Source organism: Azospirillum endophyticum, from assembly GCF_016595245.1.
Classification (GTDB): Bacteria; Pseudomonadota; Alphaproteobacteria; order Azospirillales; family Azospirillaceae; genus Azospirillum; species Azospirillum endophyticum.
Map to the genome: position 1 here is coordinate 1 of NZ_JAENHM010000093.1, position 16,267 is coordinate 16,267.

At 62.9% G+C, this 16,267-nt stretch carries 14 protein-coding genes; 12 read left to right on the forward strand and 2 right to left on the reverse strand.

Annotated elements, in window-relative coordinates; translation table 11 throughout:
- Positions 1-170 precede the first annotated feature (170 nt).
- The 5 genes from JHL17_RS36020 (at position 171) to JHL17_RS36045 (ending at position 4,276) form a co-directional block, all read left to right on the forward strand.
- On the forward strand, positions 171-1,469 hold the full coding sequence (locus JHL17_RS36020; RefSeq protein ID WP_200199478.1) for an inositol polyphosphate kinase family protein: 1,299 nt from the start codon (positions 171-173) through the stop codon (positions 1,467-1,469).
- Between the two features lie 183 nt (positions 1,470-1,652).
- Positions 1,653-2,069 carry a hypothetical protein gene (locus JHL17_RS36025; RefSeq protein WP_200199479.1) on the forward strand — a complete coding sequence of 139 codons (417 nt, stop codon included), beginning with the start codon at positions 1,653-1,655 and terminating at the stop codon, positions 2,067-2,069.
- Between the two features lie 38 nt (positions 2,070-2,107).
- Positions 2,108-2,764, forward strand: a complete 657-nt coding sequence (locus JHL17_RS36030; RefSeq protein ID WP_200199480.1) for a hypothetical protein — start codon at positions 2,108-2,110, stop codon at positions 2,762-2,764.
- 37 nt (positions 2,765-2,801) lie between these two features.
- The gene (locus tag JHL17_RS36035; protein WP_200199481.1) at positions 2,802-3,620 is read left to right on the forward strand and encodes a hypothetical protein; all 819 of its coding nucleotides are present in this window, start codon (positions 2,802-2,804) and stop codon (positions 3,618-3,620) included.
- Between the two features lie 230 nt (positions 3,621-3,850).
- A complete protein-coding gene (locus tag JHL17_RS36045) occupies positions 3,851-4,276 on the forward strand; it encodes a hypothetical protein (protein WP_200199483.1) in 426 nt (141 codons plus the stop codon).
- 538 nt (positions 4,277-4,814) lie between these two features.
- Here the strand turns inward: JHL17_RS36045 and JHL17_RS36055 are convergent.
- A complete protein-coding gene (locus tag JHL17_RS36055; RefSeq protein WP_200199485.1) occupies positions 4,815-5,384 on the reverse strand; it encodes a TetR/AcrR family transcriptional regulator in 570 nt (189 codons plus the stop codon).
- A 77-nt stretch (positions 5,385-5,461) separates the two neighbouring features.
- On the reverse strand, positions 5,462-7,174 hold the full coding sequence (locus tag JHL17_RS36060; protein WP_247894078.1) for an AMP-binding protein: 1,713 nt from the start codon (positions 7,172-7,174) through the stop codon (positions 5,462-5,464).
- 200 nt (positions 7,175-7,374) lie between these two features.
- Between JHL17_RS36060 and JHL17_RS36065 the strand changes: the two genes are divergently transcribed.
- From JHL17_RS36065 to JHL17_RS36095, 7 genes are all read left to right on the forward strand, one after another.
- Entirely contained in the window at positions 7,375-8,268 is an 894-nt protein-coding gene (locus JHL17_RS36065; RefSeq protein WP_200199486.1) for an ABC transporter ATP-binding protein, read from the forward strand.
- Complete coding sequence (locus JHL17_RS36070; RefSeq protein ID WP_200199487.1) at positions 8,268-10,214, forward strand: long-chain fatty acid--CoA ligase; 1,947 nt, start codon at positions 8,268-8,270, stop codon at positions 10,212-10,214. The genes JHL17_RS36065 and JHL17_RS36070 overlap by 1 nt, the downstream gene beginning before the upstream one ends.
- A 157-nt stretch (positions 10,215-10,371) precedes the next feature.
- A complete protein-coding gene (locus tag JHL17_RS36075; protein WP_200199488.1) occupies positions 10,372-11,259 on the forward strand; it encodes a branched-chain amino acid ABC transporter permease in 888 nt (295 codons plus the stop codon).
- Between the two features lie 7 nt (positions 11,260-11,266).
- Complete coding sequence (locus JHL17_RS36080) at positions 11,267-12,340, forward strand: branched-chain amino acid ABC transporter permease (protein ID WP_200199489.1); 1,074 nt, start codon at positions 11,267-11,269, stop codon at positions 12,338-12,340.
- Between the two features lie 163 nt (positions 12,341-12,503).
- A complete protein-coding gene (locus JHL17_RS36085) occupies positions 12,504-13,793 on the forward strand; it encodes an ABC transporter substrate-binding protein (protein WP_200199490.1) in 1,290 nt (429 codons plus the stop codon).
- 80 nt (positions 13,794-13,873) lie between these two features.
- Positions 13,874-14,725: an ABC transporter ATP-binding protein gene (locus tag JHL17_RS36090; RefSeq protein ID WP_200199491.1), complete on the forward strand. Its 852-nt coding sequence runs from the start codon at positions 13,874-13,876 to the stop codon at positions 14,723-14,725.
- A 300-nt stretch (positions 14,726-15,025) separates the two neighbouring features.
- Entirely contained in the window at positions 15,026-16,255 is a 1,230-nt protein-coding gene (locus JHL17_RS36095) for a phenylacetate--CoA ligase family protein (protein ID WP_200199492.1), read from the forward strand.
- The last annotated feature ends 12 nt before the right edge of the window (positions 16,256-16,267 follow it).

The window sequence follows — 16,267 nt, forward strand, 5'->3', positions numbered from 1 at the left end:
TCTCCAATATCTGGGCAACCACACCGCGTGCGGCTACCCCGAGTCCCTAACAGCCTCTAGGCCGTGACATCCATCTTGCGCCCGGCTGCGAACATCACCTGCCGCATGAGGCTTGGCATGTCGTCCAGCAGGCGCAGGGGCGCGTTCAGCCGACGACGACAAGCCTCGGCATGATGGTCAACGACGATCCCGCCTTGGAACGGGAAGCGGATCGCATGGGAAGCCTTGCCCTGCGCTTCGCCAGCGCCTCGCGCCCATGCCGCGTGGCGCACCGTCGGCTGATATCGAGCAACAAAATGCCGGCGGTGGCTCAATTGGCTGGCACCAAGCCGATCGCCGAGACCACCGATGGCCTTTGGATGATCAAGATTACTTCGCCCCGTGAGATATTCGTATACAAGAATGCTCAGATCTTAAATATTTCGAATATTATGCCGAAATATAAGCTAGTTTCAAAAGTTTCGAAAGATGGAAAATCTTTCACATTAATTGATGAAAATAATTTAGGAATCGATGAAGTTAAGGTGAAAGATAGCCTCTCTAAGAATGCTGTCAGTCCTAACGATTGTATTGCTATAGAGCATATTCTTGGGAATTGGCATAAAAATAAAGAGCCAAATGGTAAAAATAAGAAAATATTCATTATTGATGTAAAGATTGGTAAAAGAACTAAAAGCAATACTCAAATGAATGCTGAGGAATATAGTAAACTTAAGAGAGGTTTGAAGATTCTAGAGCATTTCGTGAAAGACACAATTCAAAATAAGAGCAGAAAAATTGGCTATGATATGGAGAACGAGAGTTCCTTCCAGGCATTTATAATGGAAAATTCAAAAAACGTACAACTTACTGCCGCGCTAAAAAAATTAATATCTAAACTTGAATTAATAAAAAAAGACATGAATGATGCAAAAAATATAACTTTCGTTGGGAGCAGTATTCTTATAGCCATAGATCTCGATAACCCTGATTCAACAGACGCGAAATTGATTGACCCAGATCATCCTATTATTCAAATAGAAGACGAAAGTCCAATTAATTCGAATGAATTGAATAAAAACCATATAGATAATTCTATGGAAGAATTTGAAAATAAACATATAATTAGTAAAGTTGTTGAAAGTCATAACAATGATGTTGAAGATAAGGCATCATTAGAAATAAATAGAGAAAACAAAGAGAAAATTTCCAGTATAAATGGAATAGTTACAAACAAAAACTTTGGAAAATATCGACCATTTAATGATAAAAAGCAGTTTTCTGAATGGTTTGGAAAATGGAGATCCGAATACAACTATGGATTGTCGAATCTAATTAACTATATAAATAAATCTGTACCCAACAACAATGAGAAATTAGAACTTCATAGCGATAAAGAAATAATTACTCATAAAGAATATAATACTAGTGACCAAGGTGTTTTTCCGAGTAAGAGTGTTTCAGAAAATATAGGAAAAGCAGAAAAATGATCACTCACATAAAAGTTATGAATAATCCTAGTTTATCGGTAGGGAGGGAGGTATAAGTACAATATCAGCGAAAAAATTAACACAAAATAGCATCGCATTTTTCTGAAGCGCGGCTAAAACCTTATTATCTATAACGGTTATCTGTGCGCGCATGCTAAATCCTGTAATTGAGGAGCAGAATGAATGGCTATTTCTTTAGAGGACAGCATTGTAAACTTTGCAAAGGCGGCGGCAAGCGCGCAGGACGCGCTCGCCCAGGATAATCATCCGCTTATGCTTTCGCTATACGAATTCCAGTTTTCAACGACCACCGACACGAAAGTTGGGTTGAATTTGTCGGCTCAACTTTCCGGCGGCGATGAATCCGACAAATTTTCTGTAACGGGTTCGGCCAGTGCCGCACGGGATTCCACCGTCGGGCTGATGATTCATTGCGTGATGCAGAATCCTCGCTTGGCGCAGAACTTTGCGGCTCAAAGCGCCCAGGTCCAAGGCATGAACCTTACCTCCAACGCCATCCTCCCTTCCGGTGGCGGTGCCAGTGGTGGTGCCAGTGGCGGTGGCGATGGTGGCGATGGCGGAGGCAATCCGGGGGTTTGACGCAGTCAGCCGTAGTTTAAGGCGAGAGGAGCAGGATCGTGGCAGGCGAAAAGAAGGCCATGGACGTTTCGTGGCGGTCTTTGTTGGGCAGTGGCTGGTTGAGGAACCGCAAAGACGATGCCGCCGATCTTCTCGCCCAAGCCAATGCGGCCGCAGCGCCCGCTCAACCCCATGCCCCAGTCTCCCCGGCCAAATCGTCGGGATCGGAATTGTTCATAACCGATCTGATCACTGCGCTGCAGGACTCACTGGATGTCGCCCACGACGCCTCCTTGCGCCGACATCGGTTCGCGGTGGTGAAGTTCGACATCACGGCCACATTCAGGTTCGCTCTCAACGAAAAAGCGGCGCTTCAGGAAAATGCATCTTCGGCCGCGGACGCCGCCGAAACGTCGGGGCCGAGGCGGCTGATCAGCCTTTTCTCACAGCGCCGTGACAAGTCAACGTCTCAGCAATCGGCGGCCTTCGATAGCCAGTCGCGGAACGCGGTCGAAGATGATGGGGCTATCACCCTTCATTTGGAATTTCTGCCGAAGGCGTTGGCCAGCAAGCATTTTGCAAAGGAAAACAGCTTTCCTGCCACCTCCGACGCGGTGCCGGATCAAGCCAATTCAAGCCAAGCCGACGCGCCCACGCCACCCCCCAATCCGTTTAGGGCGTCGCCGATCGTAAATCCAGGGCCCCCATCGGACTGACGGCCATAAATAGCCAGAAATAGAGAGGACATAAAATATGTTCAAGACGCGGCCTATTACCTCTCATCATCTTTGGGAACTGATCGAACATTGGGTCGTCGAACGCATGACCCCGGGCGTGATATGGCTGCCCGGCGGATGGACGCGGTGGGCGATGGATGATCTGCATGCCTATACCCTTGATCATGCCCTCCTCAACAGCCGTCCCGACTCCGGCTCGGATGCGTCCTCACTGCCCGTCGACCTGTCGCGGGAGTTTCCCAACCTGATGGGCGACGATCCTCCACTCGGGTTCACACTGAACCGGCACCATAAGGGGGAGCAGACTCTCTTCATTTCCCTGCACACCCAGAGCCCCCACCGGTCGCAGGACGACCTCGTTGACGGGGTGCGCGCGACTCTGTCGCGCCTCAAGCATTCCCGCCATCATCATGACGATGGGGATGAGGTTTTCGGCTTGGTCGCTCTTGTGCTTCGTCACGACCTGCGAGAGCGCCTCGTGCGCGAACTGGACTTCAAGCACCATTTCTCGGTCCAGGTAAAGGGGTACGGGAATGGCGACGCACCGACCGTGCACGCCCTGAGCCATCGGGTGTCCCGCCACCATCACCGGCCAAGCGAGACGGCGGCAGATGACGCCGATTTGCAGGACGAGCAACTGGCTATCCCCCAGCGGGAACATGGGAGGCGTGGCAGAGGCCGACCCGTCAACCCTTTCCTGACCAGCGGGGACGAGTCTCAATCCGCCTTCTTCTACGATCCGCCCGAATCCGACCGGCCGCCGACGCCTGTTCGTTCCCCCGCATACCCCCCGGTATACAGCCTGTTTCATGACAATTCCGGCTCGGTGGACTGAAACGCTTGATTGTCCTGCCTGTCCAGAGCCTTTGGGAGCAACAAAGCAATGACCACCGTGAACACCCGTCCCTTTCCGATGGACCAATTCTGGCATTATTTCCAGGCGTGGCTCGACCAGCGGCTGACCGTGGGCGTGCCGCTGCTGTTGGGAGGCTGGAAGGGTTGGGTCAGCGACGATTTCTCCGCCTACATGATCGCGCACGCNTCAGCGACGATTTCTCCGCCTACATGATCGCGCACGCTATTGAACAACATGCGGCCGCCCCCGAGAACGGGATATTCCCCCCCGTCGATATGGAAGTGCGCGTGCCGGTGCTCGCCGGTTCTGAGAGGCTGATGGGGTTCGCCATCAATTCCAATCACCCGGACACTCCCACCTGGTTGGTGGAGGTGGAGGCGCAATCCGCCTTCGAAAGCGACGAAGCGTTCCTGCACCGGTTACGGTCCGTCCAGCACCACCTTGAACAGGCTCCGCGTCATAGTCGCTATCACGATTCCGACCGTGCGGTGGTGGCCCTGACCTTGACCGATCACGCCGCCCGGTATGCCATGGAAGAGCTGGGGTTTCATCGCAAATTCACCGTTGAAAAGCATGTTCCCGGAGACCGGGACATCCGCACCCATGTCCGTGTCCTGAGCTACAGCATCGACTGATATCGACGGCGTCTCGCTGATCGTCTGCAAAGTCGGGCGCCTCATGATCGAGCCACATGCCGGGGCATGATGGGGCTTTTCGCCATGTGGACCATGGTCGTGCCCGTTTCGGGGAGGCGTTCATAATCACGGGCGAGATGCCAAGAGCGGGACAGCCAAGCAAAGGGTCGTTCCACGCCCCACCGGATGCTGGAACCGGCGGCACGGTCCGTCACCGCTGCCAAGCCGATCTGATCGGCAATTGACAGCTCGGGGCTGACGATATGTGAGCTTGGCACGGTTGCTCGCTGCTCAGCATCAGTTTGAAAAATTACCGCAATAAGAAAGGCCCTCCCACTCATACACATCGGGCTATCGGAAGTGAGCGCCGCGGGCAACGGCGAAACATCCGGTTTCCGAACTCATCGGCCGACTTGAAGGAGAGCGATCGGAACGTGGTCGGTCCAGCCTTCCTGTCGAGAGTGTTGTCGCTACCTTGCAGTTCCTCCTGCGGGAAGGCGTTCAGTGGCGTGGTCGTCGACGCGACATGATATTGCCTCTAGACTTGGATCTGCGCCTTCGGCACCAGCACGTCGGCGCAGATCGCCCGCACCACCTCGGCCCGGTCGGCGGCGGCGGCGGGGGCGAGCAGGCCCTGGCCGAAGGCGAAGGCATAGAACAGATAGGCGCGGGCGAAGGCTTGGTCGGGCGGCAGGCCCAGCGCCACGAACAGGCCGGCGACGCTGTGCAGGCGCTCGCGGTCGACCTCGGCGATCACGCTCTCCGCCTCGGGCGCGCGCCGCGCCCAGTCGCGCACCGCCAGCTCGATCGCCATGCCGCGCGGCTTGCTGCCGCCATAGAGCGCCAGCATGTCGCGCAGCTGCTGCGCCGGTGCGCGCCCGTCCAGCCGGGTCTGCTCCTTGATGGCGGCGATGCGACCCTGCTTCCAGCTGTCGAGCAGCGCATCCATCAGGTCGGTGCGGTCGCGGAAATGCCAGTAGAAGCTGCCCTTGGTGACCTTCAGGGCCTTCGCCAGCACCTCCACCCGCACCTTGTCGACGCCGCCTTCGGCCAGCGCCGCGAAGGCGGCCGCCAGCCAGGATTCGCGGTTCTTCGTCTTGGCTTCCATACCCGTCCTTCGCGCTCCCCCGGCTTCCGCAGCCGCATCCCGGATGGCGATCTATACCCGAAAAGGGGCGGCGCTGCCTATTCGCCCTGCTGCATCTGGATCGCGTCGGACGCCTGGCCGCGGTAATGGATGTTGCCGTCGTCATCCAGGAATGCGCGGTCGCCGGTCAGGTAGTAGCGCCGGCCGTGGCGGAAGCGCTTGGCGGTGCGCTCCGGGTCGTTGGCGTAGGCTTCGAACCAGAACAGCGGCGAATGCTCCACGTCGATGGCGATCTCGCCGGCACCGCCCACCGGCGCCTCCCGCCCCTCGGGGTCGAGGATGACGACGCGGAAGCCCGGCATCGGCCGGCCGAGCGAGCCGCTGGGCGGCTGGACCGCCTCGCCGTCCTCCCGCCCGTCGGGATCGTAACGGTTGACGATGAAGATGCCGGTCTCGCGCTGGCCGTACTGGTCGAGCAGGGGGACCTTCACCGTGCGGTTGGCCCAGGCGATCAGGTCCGGCGGCAGCGGCTCGCCCACCACCGACAGGATGCGCAGCGCCAGCTGGTGCGACACGTCGGGGTCGGCGCCATGCCAGACACGGATCTGCGACGGCGCCGCGGTCAGGTTGGTGACGCCGAACTTGGTCAGCATGCGGTAGCCTTGCCGCACGTCGTAGGGGCCGTCGCAGAAGATCGTCGTCCGTCCCAGCAGCAGCGGCCCGACCAGCCCGTAATAGGCGCCATAGGCCCAGCCGGGATCGGCCATGTTCCAGTAGATATCGTCGTCGCGCAGATCGAGGCCGATGCGCATGTACTGCTCGATCCCCGACAGCGCCTTGACCGGAAGCGAGACGCCGAGCGGCGTCGGCTCGGACTCGGAGGTGTAGATCAGGGCGAAGGCGTCGCCTTCGCGGTAGCGCGCCACCTCGGCCAGCGGGGCGGCCTCGTGCAGCGAGGACCAGAAGGGAACGGCGTCGGGACCGAAGGCCTCGTCGCCCTCCACCGTCACCACCGGCCGGCTGTTGTCGCGCGGCACCTTGCGGCGCAGGAAGCCGTTGGTGACGATCGCCCGCGCCGCGCTGTCGGCCAGCCGGTAGGCCACGGCGGAGGCCGTATAGGTGGTGAACAGCGGCATGTAGACGCCGCCCAGCCGCCAGATCGCCAGCGCGGTGATCAGCAGTTCCGGCCCCTTGGGCAGCAGCACCGCCACCCGGTCGCCCCGTCCCACCCCCATGCCGGTCAGCACGGCGGCGAAACGTGCCGAATCGCGGGCCAACCGGGCGAAGCTCAGCTCCGTCGTCTGTCCCGCCACGCTTTCATGCAGCAGCGCCGCCCGCGCACCGTCGGCGGCGCGGACATGGCGGTCGCACAGCAGCGTCGCCAGCGCGATGGACTCGCCGCGATATTCCGGCCGCAGGAAAGCCGAGGGCCGCGCCAGCAGGGCGGGCGGTGCGGGCTGTACCGCCGGCGGCGTTGCAGGTGCCGCGGCCTCCGGCGGTTGGTGGGGCGGGGCAGGGGGTGCCGGCGGGCGATGGCGCAAGGACGCCAGATCGCCCAGCACCACCAGATCGGGGCCCGGGTGATAGCGCTTGCTGCGGGCGTCCTGCTCCACCAGCCCTTCGCGGGCCAGCGCCATCAGCAGCCGGTGCGCGGTCGCCTTCGACAATCCGACGCCGGTCATCAGGTCGGCCAGCCGCGCGCCGTCGGTTTCGGCATCGGCGACCGCGCGCAGCAGGGCGATGGCGCGCTCCAGGCTCTGGGTGCCTCCCGCCGCGTTCGGAGCGGGGACGATCTCGGCGTGGTCGTTCATGAGGTCCATCATATGGACCACGTGTCCACTTGTCGCGTCGAAAAACATGCATTGGCGGAATGTCAGTGTTGAAAACAGAACGAACCCCGGTATATAGTGCGGAAGTTGCTCATGAAACGGTCCACAATATGGACCTCGCCGGCCGACAAAGAGCCGGGTCGTGACCCCGAGACGCGGTAAAAACAGCAACGGAGGAGGAAATGTCAGGCGCGCCCGTCGCACCGCACCCCGGCCCTGCCCAGAATTCGCCCGCCACCCAGGCGGAGACCATCTTCGAGGCTCGGGGCGTCAATCTGCGCTTCGGGGGCGTCCATGCGCTGACCGATGTCAGTTTCGGTATCCGCAAGGGGGAGCTGTTTTCGATCATCGGCCCGAACGGGGCCGGCAAGACCTCGATGGTCAACTGCATCTCCGGCCGCTACCGGCCGACCGACGGCCGGGTCTATTTCAAGGGCCGCGACGTGACGGGGATGACCCCGAACCACCGCGCGGCGCTCGGCATCGGCCGCACCTTCCAGAACCTGGCGCTGTTCGGGCACATGACCGTGCTCGACAACATCATGGTCGGGCGCCACCACCTGCTGAAGAACAACTTCCTGACCGGCCCGCTCTATTGGCTGACCGGCGCCCGCAAGGAGGAACTGGCCCACCGCCGCGAGGTGGAGGAGATCATCGACTTCCTTGAAATCCAGCATGTGCGCAAGGCCACCGCCGGCACCCTGTCCTACGGCCTGCGCAAGCGGGTGGAACTTGCCCGTGCCATCGCGCTGAAGCCGGACCTGATCCTGCTGGACGAGCCGATGGCCGGCATGAACCTGGAAGAGAAGGAGGACATGGCCCGCTACATCGTCGACCTGAACGAGGAGTTCGGCATGACCGTGGTCATGATCGAACACGACATGGGCGTGGTGATGGACATCTCGCACCGGGTGATGGTGCTGGAGTTCGGCAAGAAGATCGCCGAAGGCAGGCCGGAGGAGGTGCTGGCCGACCCCCGCGTCCGCCGCGCCTATCTCGGCGAGGACGATGACGAGGAGGCGTCCGCCACCGCTTCGCCCGCCACCGTTCCCCCGCCCCGGAAGGAGGTCGCGTGATGACGGCGTCCCACAGCCTTCCCGATCTGGCCGTCCACGACACCCTGCCGAAGCTGGTGGCTCTGCACGCCCGCGACCATGGCGGCGACATTGCCATGCGCGAGAAGGATTTCGGCATCTGGCGCACCTTCACCTGGAGCCAGGTCCATGCCCGCGTCCGCGCCTTCGCGCTCGGCATGACCAAGCTCGGCGTCGTGCCGGGCGAAGTGGTCGGGCTGCTCGGCGACAACCGCCCCGACTGGGTGATGGGCGAGGTCGCGACCCATGCGGTGCGCGGCTACAGCCTGGGCATCTACCGCGACGCGCTGGACGAGGAGGTCGCCTACCTCATCACCTATGCCGACGTGAAGGTGGTGTTCGCCGAGGACGAGGAGCAGGTCGACAAGCTCCTCAACCTCGCCGACCGGCTGCCGACCCTGCAGCACATCATCTATTCCGACCCGCGCGGCATGCGCAAATACCACGATCCCCGCCTGATGCCGGTCACCGAGCTGGTGGCGATGGGCGAGGCGCTGCTGGCCGCGCAGCCGGATCTCTACGACCGCATGGTAGCATCGACCAAGGGCGAGGAGGTGGCGATCCTCTGCACCACGTCGGGCACCACGTCGAACCCGAAGATGGCGATGCTGCCGGCCGGACGCCTGATCCGCCATGTCGCCAGCTACCTGTCGGCCGATCCCAAGGGGCCGGAGGACGAGTATGTCTCGGTCCTGCCGCTGTCCTGGATCATGGAGCAGGTCTATGCCGTCGGCATGGGGATCGTGTCGCGGATGCGCGTGAACTTCGTCGAGGAAGCCGAGACGATGATGCACGATTTCCGCGAGATCGGGCCGACCTTCGTCCTGTTCGCGCCGCGCCTGTGGGAGGCGATCGCCGCCGACGTGCGCGCCCGCATGATGGATGCCTCGCCCTTCAAGCAGAAGATGTTCGAACTGGGCATGAAGCTGGGGCTGGAGGCGCTGGCCAAGGGTCAGCGCTCGACGATGGCCGATGCGATCCTGTTCAAGGCGCTGCGCGACCGGCTGGGCTTCACCAACCTGAGATCGGCGGCGACCGGCGGCGCGGCGCTCGGCCCCGACACCTTCAAGTTCTTCCAGGCTCTCGGCGTCCCGCTGCGCCAGATCTACGGCCAGACCGAGACGATGGGCGCCTACACCGTCCACCGCGGCACCGACGTCGATTTCGACACGGTCGGCGTGCCGTTCGACGACGGCGTGCAGGTCAAGGTGATCGACCCCGACCACAACGGCGTCGGCGAGATCGTCACCACCCATCCCAACATGTTCGCCGGCTATTACCGGAACGAGAGCGCGACCGTCGCCGACATGCGCGACGGCTGGATGCACACCGGCGATGCCGGCTTCTTCGACAAGAAGGGCCATCTGGTCATCATCGACCGCATCAAGGACATCGCCACCACCGCGCGGGGCGACCGCTTCAGCCCGCAATACATCGAGAACAAGCTGAAGTTCAGCCCTTATGTGGCCGAGGCGGTGATCCTGGGCGACAAGCGCGACTATCTGTCGGCGATCGTCTGCATCCGCTTCTCCATCGTCTCGAAATGGGCGGAGAAGAACCGCATCGCCTTCACGACGTATTCCGACCTGTCCTCGAAGCCGGAAGTCTACGAGCTGCTGCGCAGCGAGGTGGAGCGGGTCAACCAGACCCTGCCGGAATACCAGCGCATCTCCAAGTTCCTGCTGCTCTACAAGGAGCTGGACGCCGACGACGGCGAGCTGACCCGCACCCGCAAGGTGCGCCGCGGCGTCGTCGCCGAGAAATACGGCACCATCATCGACAGCATCTATGCCGGCCAGCCGAAGATCGACGTCGACACGACGATCGCCTTCCAGGACGGCACCAAGCAGCGCATCCGCACGACGCTGACCGTCATCGACCTCGTGCCCGGCGCCGCGGTGAAGAAGCCGCAGCCGGTTGCGGCGTGACGCTCATGCACACAGGAAAAACCCCTCTCCCCCCCGGGGAGAGGATGGGTGAGGGGGATCCGCCTGCCGGACGCTCCTCGCCATGCATCCCCCTCACCCTAACCCTCTCCCCAGGGGGGAGAGGGAACCGCATGAAATTTTCGGGCGAGGCCACGCCATGACCCTTCTCTTCCAGCTTCTCGTCAACGGCCTGATCGTCGGCGCGCTGTACGGCGTGGTCGCCATGTCCTTCGTACTGATCTACAAGGCCAGCCGCATCGTCAACTTCGCCCAGGGCGAATTCCTGCTGATCGGCGCCTGGACCTGCTGGTGGCTGCTGACCAGCTGGCAGCTGCCCTTCTGGCTGGGTTTCCCGATCACGCTGGTCTTCATGCTGGCCTTCGGCGTCATCCTGCAGGTCGTCGTGCTGCGGCCGATGATCGGCGAGCCGATCATCTCGGTCATCATGGTGACCATCGGCCTGTCCATCGTCTTCCAGGCGGCAATGAAGTGGATGTTCGGCGTCTTCGCCAAGCCCTTCCCGCAGATCTTCGCCCATGCCACCATGAACGTCTTCGGGCTGCAGGTGCAGACGGTCTACGTCGTCTCGCTCGGCATCTCGCTGCTGATCATGGCGGGCTTCGGCTGGTTCTTCAAATACTCGCGCCTCGGGCTGGCCATGCGGGCCACCGCCTTCGACCAGCAGGTGGCGCAGTCGCTCGGCATCTCGGTGCGCCAGATGTTCGCGATGAGCTGGGCGATCTCCGCCATGGTGTCGGCGGTGGCCGGCGTCACCGTCGGCGTCGTCAACGGCGTGTCGTCGGCGCTGTCCTTCTTCGGCATCAAGGTCTTCCCGGCGGTGATCCTCGGCGGGCTGGACAGCGTCATCGGCGCGGTCGTCGGCGGGCTGATCGTCGGCGTGCTGGAGAACATGGCGCACTACCTGGACAGCCAGTGGTTGAACTGGGGCAACATGTACGAGATCGCGCCCTTCTACGTCCTGATCGTCATCCTGATGATCAAGCCATACGGCCTGTTCGGCACCAAAGACATCGAGCGCGTGTGAGGCCAAAATGGCGAACGTCAGCATCATCCCGAGCGGCGACTTCAAGACGTCGTACGCGTCCGACACCACCATCTTCCCGACGAAGACCAGCCGCAACTTCGCGATCCTCGGCGTCCTGCTGCTGCTGGCCTGCCCGGCCTTCATGGACCGCTACTGGCTGAGCCTGCTGATCCAGATCGGCTATCTCGGCATCGCGGCGCTGGGGCTGAACATCCTGGTCGGCTTCACCGGCCAGATCTCCATCGGCCACTCCGCCTTCTTCGGCTTCGGTGCCTTCGCCTCGGCTTGGCTCAACAACCGCTGGGGCGTTCCGGTGGCGCTGGCCATCCCGCTGGCCGGCGTGCTGACCACCGGCGTCGGCCTGATCTTCGGCGTGCCGGCCGCCAGGCTGAAGGGGCTGTATCTCGCCATCGCCACGCTGGCGGCGCAGTACATCCTCCAGGACTTCTTCGGTCGGGCCGACTGGTTCACCGGCGGCACCGCGGGCACCATCGCCGAGCCGCTGACCGTCTTCGGCTTCGCCTTCGACACCGACGAGCGTTACTTCTACGTCGTGCTGGTGGCGATGGTGGTGATGTACATCCTCGGCACCAACCTGATGCGGACCCGCGACGGCCGGGCGCTGGTGGCGGTGCGCGACCATTATCTCTCCGCCGAGATCATGGGCATCAACCTCACCAAGTACCGCACGATGTCCTTCGGCATCTCGGCCTTCTACGCCGGCATCGGCGGCGCGCTCTACGCCCACTACCTGCAATTCGTCTCGGTCGAGAACTTCACCATCCTGTTCTCGATCCAGTTCCTCGGCATGATCATCATCGGGGGCTTGGGCTCGATCATGGGCACGCTGATGGGCACCGCCTTCATGGTGCTGCTGCCCGAGCTGATGCAGGCGGCGACCAAGCTGGTCAGCGGCACCGCCATCGACACCGCGCTGAACCTCAGGGAGAACATCGCCTTCCTGCGCGAGATGTCGATCGGTCTCGTCATCATCCTGTTCCTGGTGTTCGAGCCCGACGGGCTGGCCCACCGCTGGAAGCAGATCAAGGCCTACTGGAAGCTCTATCCCTTCTCGCACTGATCCCGTCCACCCTGTCTTCCCCGGACCGTCATTCCCGCGAAGGCGGGAATCCAGACCTCGGCAAAGCCTGGATCCCCGCCTTCGCGGGGATGACGAAAGCGGGGGGCAAGGCGGTTCACCCGGCATCATCAACGAACAGAATCGAATAGGGAGTAAACGCAAGATGCACACCGGCTCGCTGAAGACCGCGCTGTTCGCCACCTCCGCCCTGCTGCTGGGCGCCGCCGCCCCGGCCCTGGCCGACATTCCGATCGGCCATCTCGCCGACCAGTCGGGCGGCACCTCCGACGTCGGCGTGCCCTACGCCCAGGGCGTGTCGGACGCGCTCGCCTATATCAATTCCAAGGGCGGCATCAACGGCACCAAGATGGCCGTGGATTCGGTCGACTACGGCTATCAGGCGCCGCGCGCCATCAGCCAGTACAAGAAATGGTCGTCGGGCAGCGACAAGATCGTCGCGCTCCAGGGCTGGGGCACCGCCGACACCGAGGCGCTGACCGCCTTCGTCGGCAAGGACGAGATCCCGGCCTATTCCGGCTCCTATTCCGGCCACCTGACCGACCCGACCGGCAAGGGCCCGCACGGCTCCAAGCCGGCCCCCTACAACTTCTTCTACGGCCCGTCCTATTCCGACGCGCTGCGCGGCATGCTGACCTGGGCGGCCGACGACTGGAAGAAGAAGGGCGGGCAGGGCAAGCCGAAATACGTCCACATGGGCGCCAACCACCCCTTCCCGAACGCGCCGAAGGAAGCCGGCGAGCAGATCGCCAAGGAACTCGGCTTCGAGGTGCTGCCGGCGGTCCAGTTCGCGCTGACCCCCGGCGACTACAGCGCCCAGTGCCTGACGCTGAAGGAGGCCGGCGCCAACTACGCCTATCTCGGCAACACCGCCGGCTCCGGCATCTCGGTGCTGAAGGCCTGCCAGACGGTCGGCGCCAAGGTGCAGTTCATGGGCAATGTCTGGGGCATGGACGAGAACGCGGCCAAGGCCGCCGGCTCCGCCGCCGACGGCGTCGTCTTCCCGATGCGCACCGCCGTCACCTGGACCGGCGACGCGCCCGGCATGACACTGATGAAGGACATCTCCAAGATGTCCGACGCGGCCGGCACCGCCTACCGCCCGGTGCACTACATGGCCGGCGTCTGCACCGCCTACTACATGAAGGAGGCGCTGGAGTGGGCCGGCAAGAACGGCGGCCTGACCGGTCCGAACATCCGCAAGGCGATGTACCAGAAGAAGGACTGGGTGCCGGCCGGGCTTGAGGGGGTCTGCATTCCCTCGACCTGGACCGAGACCGACCACCGCGGCATGACGCAGGTCAACATCTACCGCGCCTCGGTCAAGGCCGACACCGGTGCCAGTGTCGACGAGCTGGTGAAGAACGGCTCGATCAAGCTGGAGAAGGTCGCCACCGAGGACGTGCCGCGCAAGCCGGAATGGCTCGGCTGGTAAGCCTCCCGACCCCGCGTGACGCCCCCTTCGCCCGTCCGGGCGGAGGGGGCGGCCCCCGCCTCCTCCCCGTCAGGTGCCGCATGCTGAACACCGCCTCCGCAGCCACGGGCGCCCCGGTCGCGCCGCCCGTCACGACCGCGAAAAAGCTGATGCTGTCGGTCAACAACATCGAGGTCGTCTACAACGACGTCATCCTCGTGCTCCGCGGCCTCAGCCTGGAGGTGCCGGAGGGCGAAATCGTGGCCCTGCTGGGCGCCAACGGCGCCGGCAAGTCGACGACGCTGAAGGCGATCTCCGGCCTCTTGAAGACCGAGGACGGCGAGGTCACCCGCGGCGACATCACCTTCAACGGCGAGCGCATCAACGGCATCGATCCCGACAAGATCGTCCGCAAGGGCATCTTCCAGGTGATGGAGGGCCGGCGCATCATCGCCGACATGACCTGCCTGGAAAACCTGCGCCTGGGCGCCTACACCCGCCGCGACAACGGGGTGAAGGACGATTTGGACATGGTGTTCCAGTATTTCCCCCGGCTGAAGGAGCGCACCGGCCTTGCCGGCTACCTGTCGGGCGGCGAGCAGCAGATGCTGGCGATCGGCCGCGCGATGATGGCCCGGCCGAAGCTGATCCTGATGGACGAGCCGAGCATGGGCCTGTCGCCGCTGATGGTGAAGGAGGTGTTCAGCATCGTCCAGCAGATCAACCGGGATCTGGGCGTCACCATCCTGCTGGTGGAGCAGAACGCCCGCATGGCCCTCCAGGCCGCGACCCGCGGCTACATCATGGAGAACGGCAAGGTCGTGCTGGACGGCACCGCCGAGGAGCTGCGCAACAACGAGGACGTGAAGGAATTCTACCTCGGCGGCGGCAACGAGGAGCGCAAGAGCTTCAAGAACCTGAAGAGCTTCAAGCGGCGCAAGCGCTGGATTTGAGGGGAGCGGCGAGGCGCCGGCTTCTGCCCGTTGCCGATGCCCCACTGCCGATGCGCGCCACCTGATCGACCTCCAAGGCGCTTGCACGGGATCCCCTCTCCCGTCCCGGGAGAGGGAAGGGGCCCATGGCGTAAGCCATGGGAAGGGTGAGGGGTGAGGCACGAAGCCGTGCGCTTCCGGTTTCTTGGGTCACCCCTCACCCTCCCCACTTCGTGGGTCCCCTCCCTCTCCCGGGACGGGAGAGGGCGATTATCGGCGAATGCGATCACTCGGGGCCGACCCCTGAACGGACGAACGACCATGACCGATTTCTACGACGACCTCGAAACCCGGTCCTTCGACCGGCGCGAGGCCGAGCAGTTCGCGGCGCTGCCCGTCCATCTGCACCATGCCAAGGAAGCCGCCCCCTATTTCCGCCGGCTGCTGGCGGAGATCGACCTGGCGGCGATCCACGACCGCAATGCGCTGGCGACCCTGCCGGTGACGCGCAAGTCCGACCTGATCGCGCTGCAGCAGGCGGAGCCGCCCTTCGGCGGCCTGGCGGCGGTCGAGGTCGGGCGGCTGGCCCGCGTCTTCGCCTCTCCCGGCCCGATCAACGACCCGGAGCCGCATGGCGCCGATCCCTGGCGCAGCGCCCGTGCGCTGTTCGCCGCCGGCTTCCGCGCCGGCGACCTCGCCCACAATTGCTTCGCCTATCATCTGACGCCCGCCGGCTCGATGTTCGAGACGGGCGCGCATGCCATCGGCTGCGCCGTCATCCCGGCCGGCACCGGCAACACCGAGATGCAGGCCCAGGTCGTCGCCAGCCTGAAGCCGCGCGGCTATATCGGCACGCCGGATTTCCTGAAGATCATCCTGGAGAAGGGCGACGCGCTGGGGCTCGACGTCTCCTCGATTCGCATCGCCTGTGTGTCGGGCGGCCCCTATCTGCCCGATGCCCGCGCCTTCTACGAGGCGCGCGGGCTGCAGGTCACCCAATGCTACGGCACCGCCGACCTCGGCATCGTCGCCTATGAGACCGAGGCGCGGTCCGGGCTGGTGGTGAACGAGGGCTGCATCGTCGAGATCGTCCGTCCGGGCACCGGCGATCCGGTTCCCGACGGCGAGGTCGGCGAGGTGGTGGTGACCATCTTCAACCCGGCCTATCCGCTGATCCGTTTCGCCACCGGCGACCTGTCGGCGGTGCTGCCGGGCGCCAGCCCCTGCGGCCGGACCAACATGCGGCTGAAGGGCTGGATGGGCCGCGCCGACCAGACCACCAAGGTCAAGGGCATGTTCGTCCATCCCGGCCAGATCGCCGAGGTGCTGCGCCGCCATCCCCAGGTTCTCCGCGCCCGTCTGGTCGTCGGCCGCCAGGACGCCAGCGACACCATGACGCTGCGCTGCGAATCCGGGGAACCCGGTGAAGGTCTCGCCGCCGCGATCCGCGAGACGCTGGTGTCGGTGACCAAGCTGAAGGGGATGGTGGAGTTCGTGCCGCCGGGGAGCCTGCCCAACGACGGCAAGGTGATCGACGACGCCCGGGGATGAAGGGTTGCGGCG

Excerpts from the sequence above, each read along its gene's own strand:
- JHL17_RS36020 (WP_200199478.1), top strand. The coding sequence starts at position 171 with ATGATGGTCAACGACGATCCCGCCTTGGAACGGGAAGCGGATCGCATG.
- JHL17_RS36025 (WP_200199479.1), top strand. The coding sequence starts at position 1,653 with ATGGCTATTTCTTTAGAGGACAGCATTGTAAACTTTGCAAAGGCGGCG.
- JHL17_RS36035 (WP_200199481.1), top strand. The coding sequence starts at position 2,802 with ATGTTCAAGACGCGGCCTATTACCTCTCATCATCTTTGGGAACTGATC.
- JHL17_RS36045 (WP_200199483.1), top strand. The coding sequence starts at position 3,851 with ATGATCGCGCACGCTATTGAACAACATGCGGCCGCCCCCGAGAACGGG.
- JHL17_RS36055 (WP_200199485.1), bottom strand. The coding sequence starts at position 5,384 with ATGGAAGCCAAGACGAAGAACCGCGAATCCTGGCTGGCGGCCGCCTTC.
- JHL17_RS36060 (WP_247894078.1), bottom strand. The coding sequence starts at position 7,174 with ATGAACGACCACGCCGAGATCGTCCCCGCTCCGAACGCGGCGGGAGGC.
- JHL17_RS36065 (WP_200199486.1), top strand. The coding sequence starts at position 7,375 with ATGTCAGGCGCGCCCGTCGCACCGCACCCCGGCCCTGCCCAGAATTCG.
- JHL17_RS36070 (WP_200199487.1), top strand. The coding sequence starts at position 8,268 with ATGACGGCGTCCCACAGCCTTCCCGATCTGGCCGTCCACGACACCCTG.
- JHL17_RS36075 (WP_200199488.1), top strand. The coding sequence starts at position 10,372 with ATGACCCTTCTCTTCCAGCTTCTCGTCAACGGCCTGATCGTCGGCGCG.
- JHL17_RS36080 (WP_200199489.1), top strand. The coding sequence starts at position 11,267 with ATGGCGAACGTCAGCATCATCCCGAGCGGCGACTTCAAGACGTCGTAC.
- JHL17_RS36085 (WP_200199490.1), top strand. The coding sequence starts at position 12,504 with ATGCACACCGGCTCGCTGAAGACCGCGCTGTTCGCCACCTCCGCCCTG.
- JHL17_RS36090 (WP_200199491.1), top strand. The coding sequence starts at position 13,874 with ATGCTGAACACCGCCTCCGCAGCCACGGGCGCCCCGGTCGCGCCGCCC.
- JHL17_RS36095 (WP_200199492.1), top strand. The coding sequence starts at position 15,026 with ATGACCGATTTCTACGACGACCTCGAAACCCGGTCCTTCGACCGGCGC.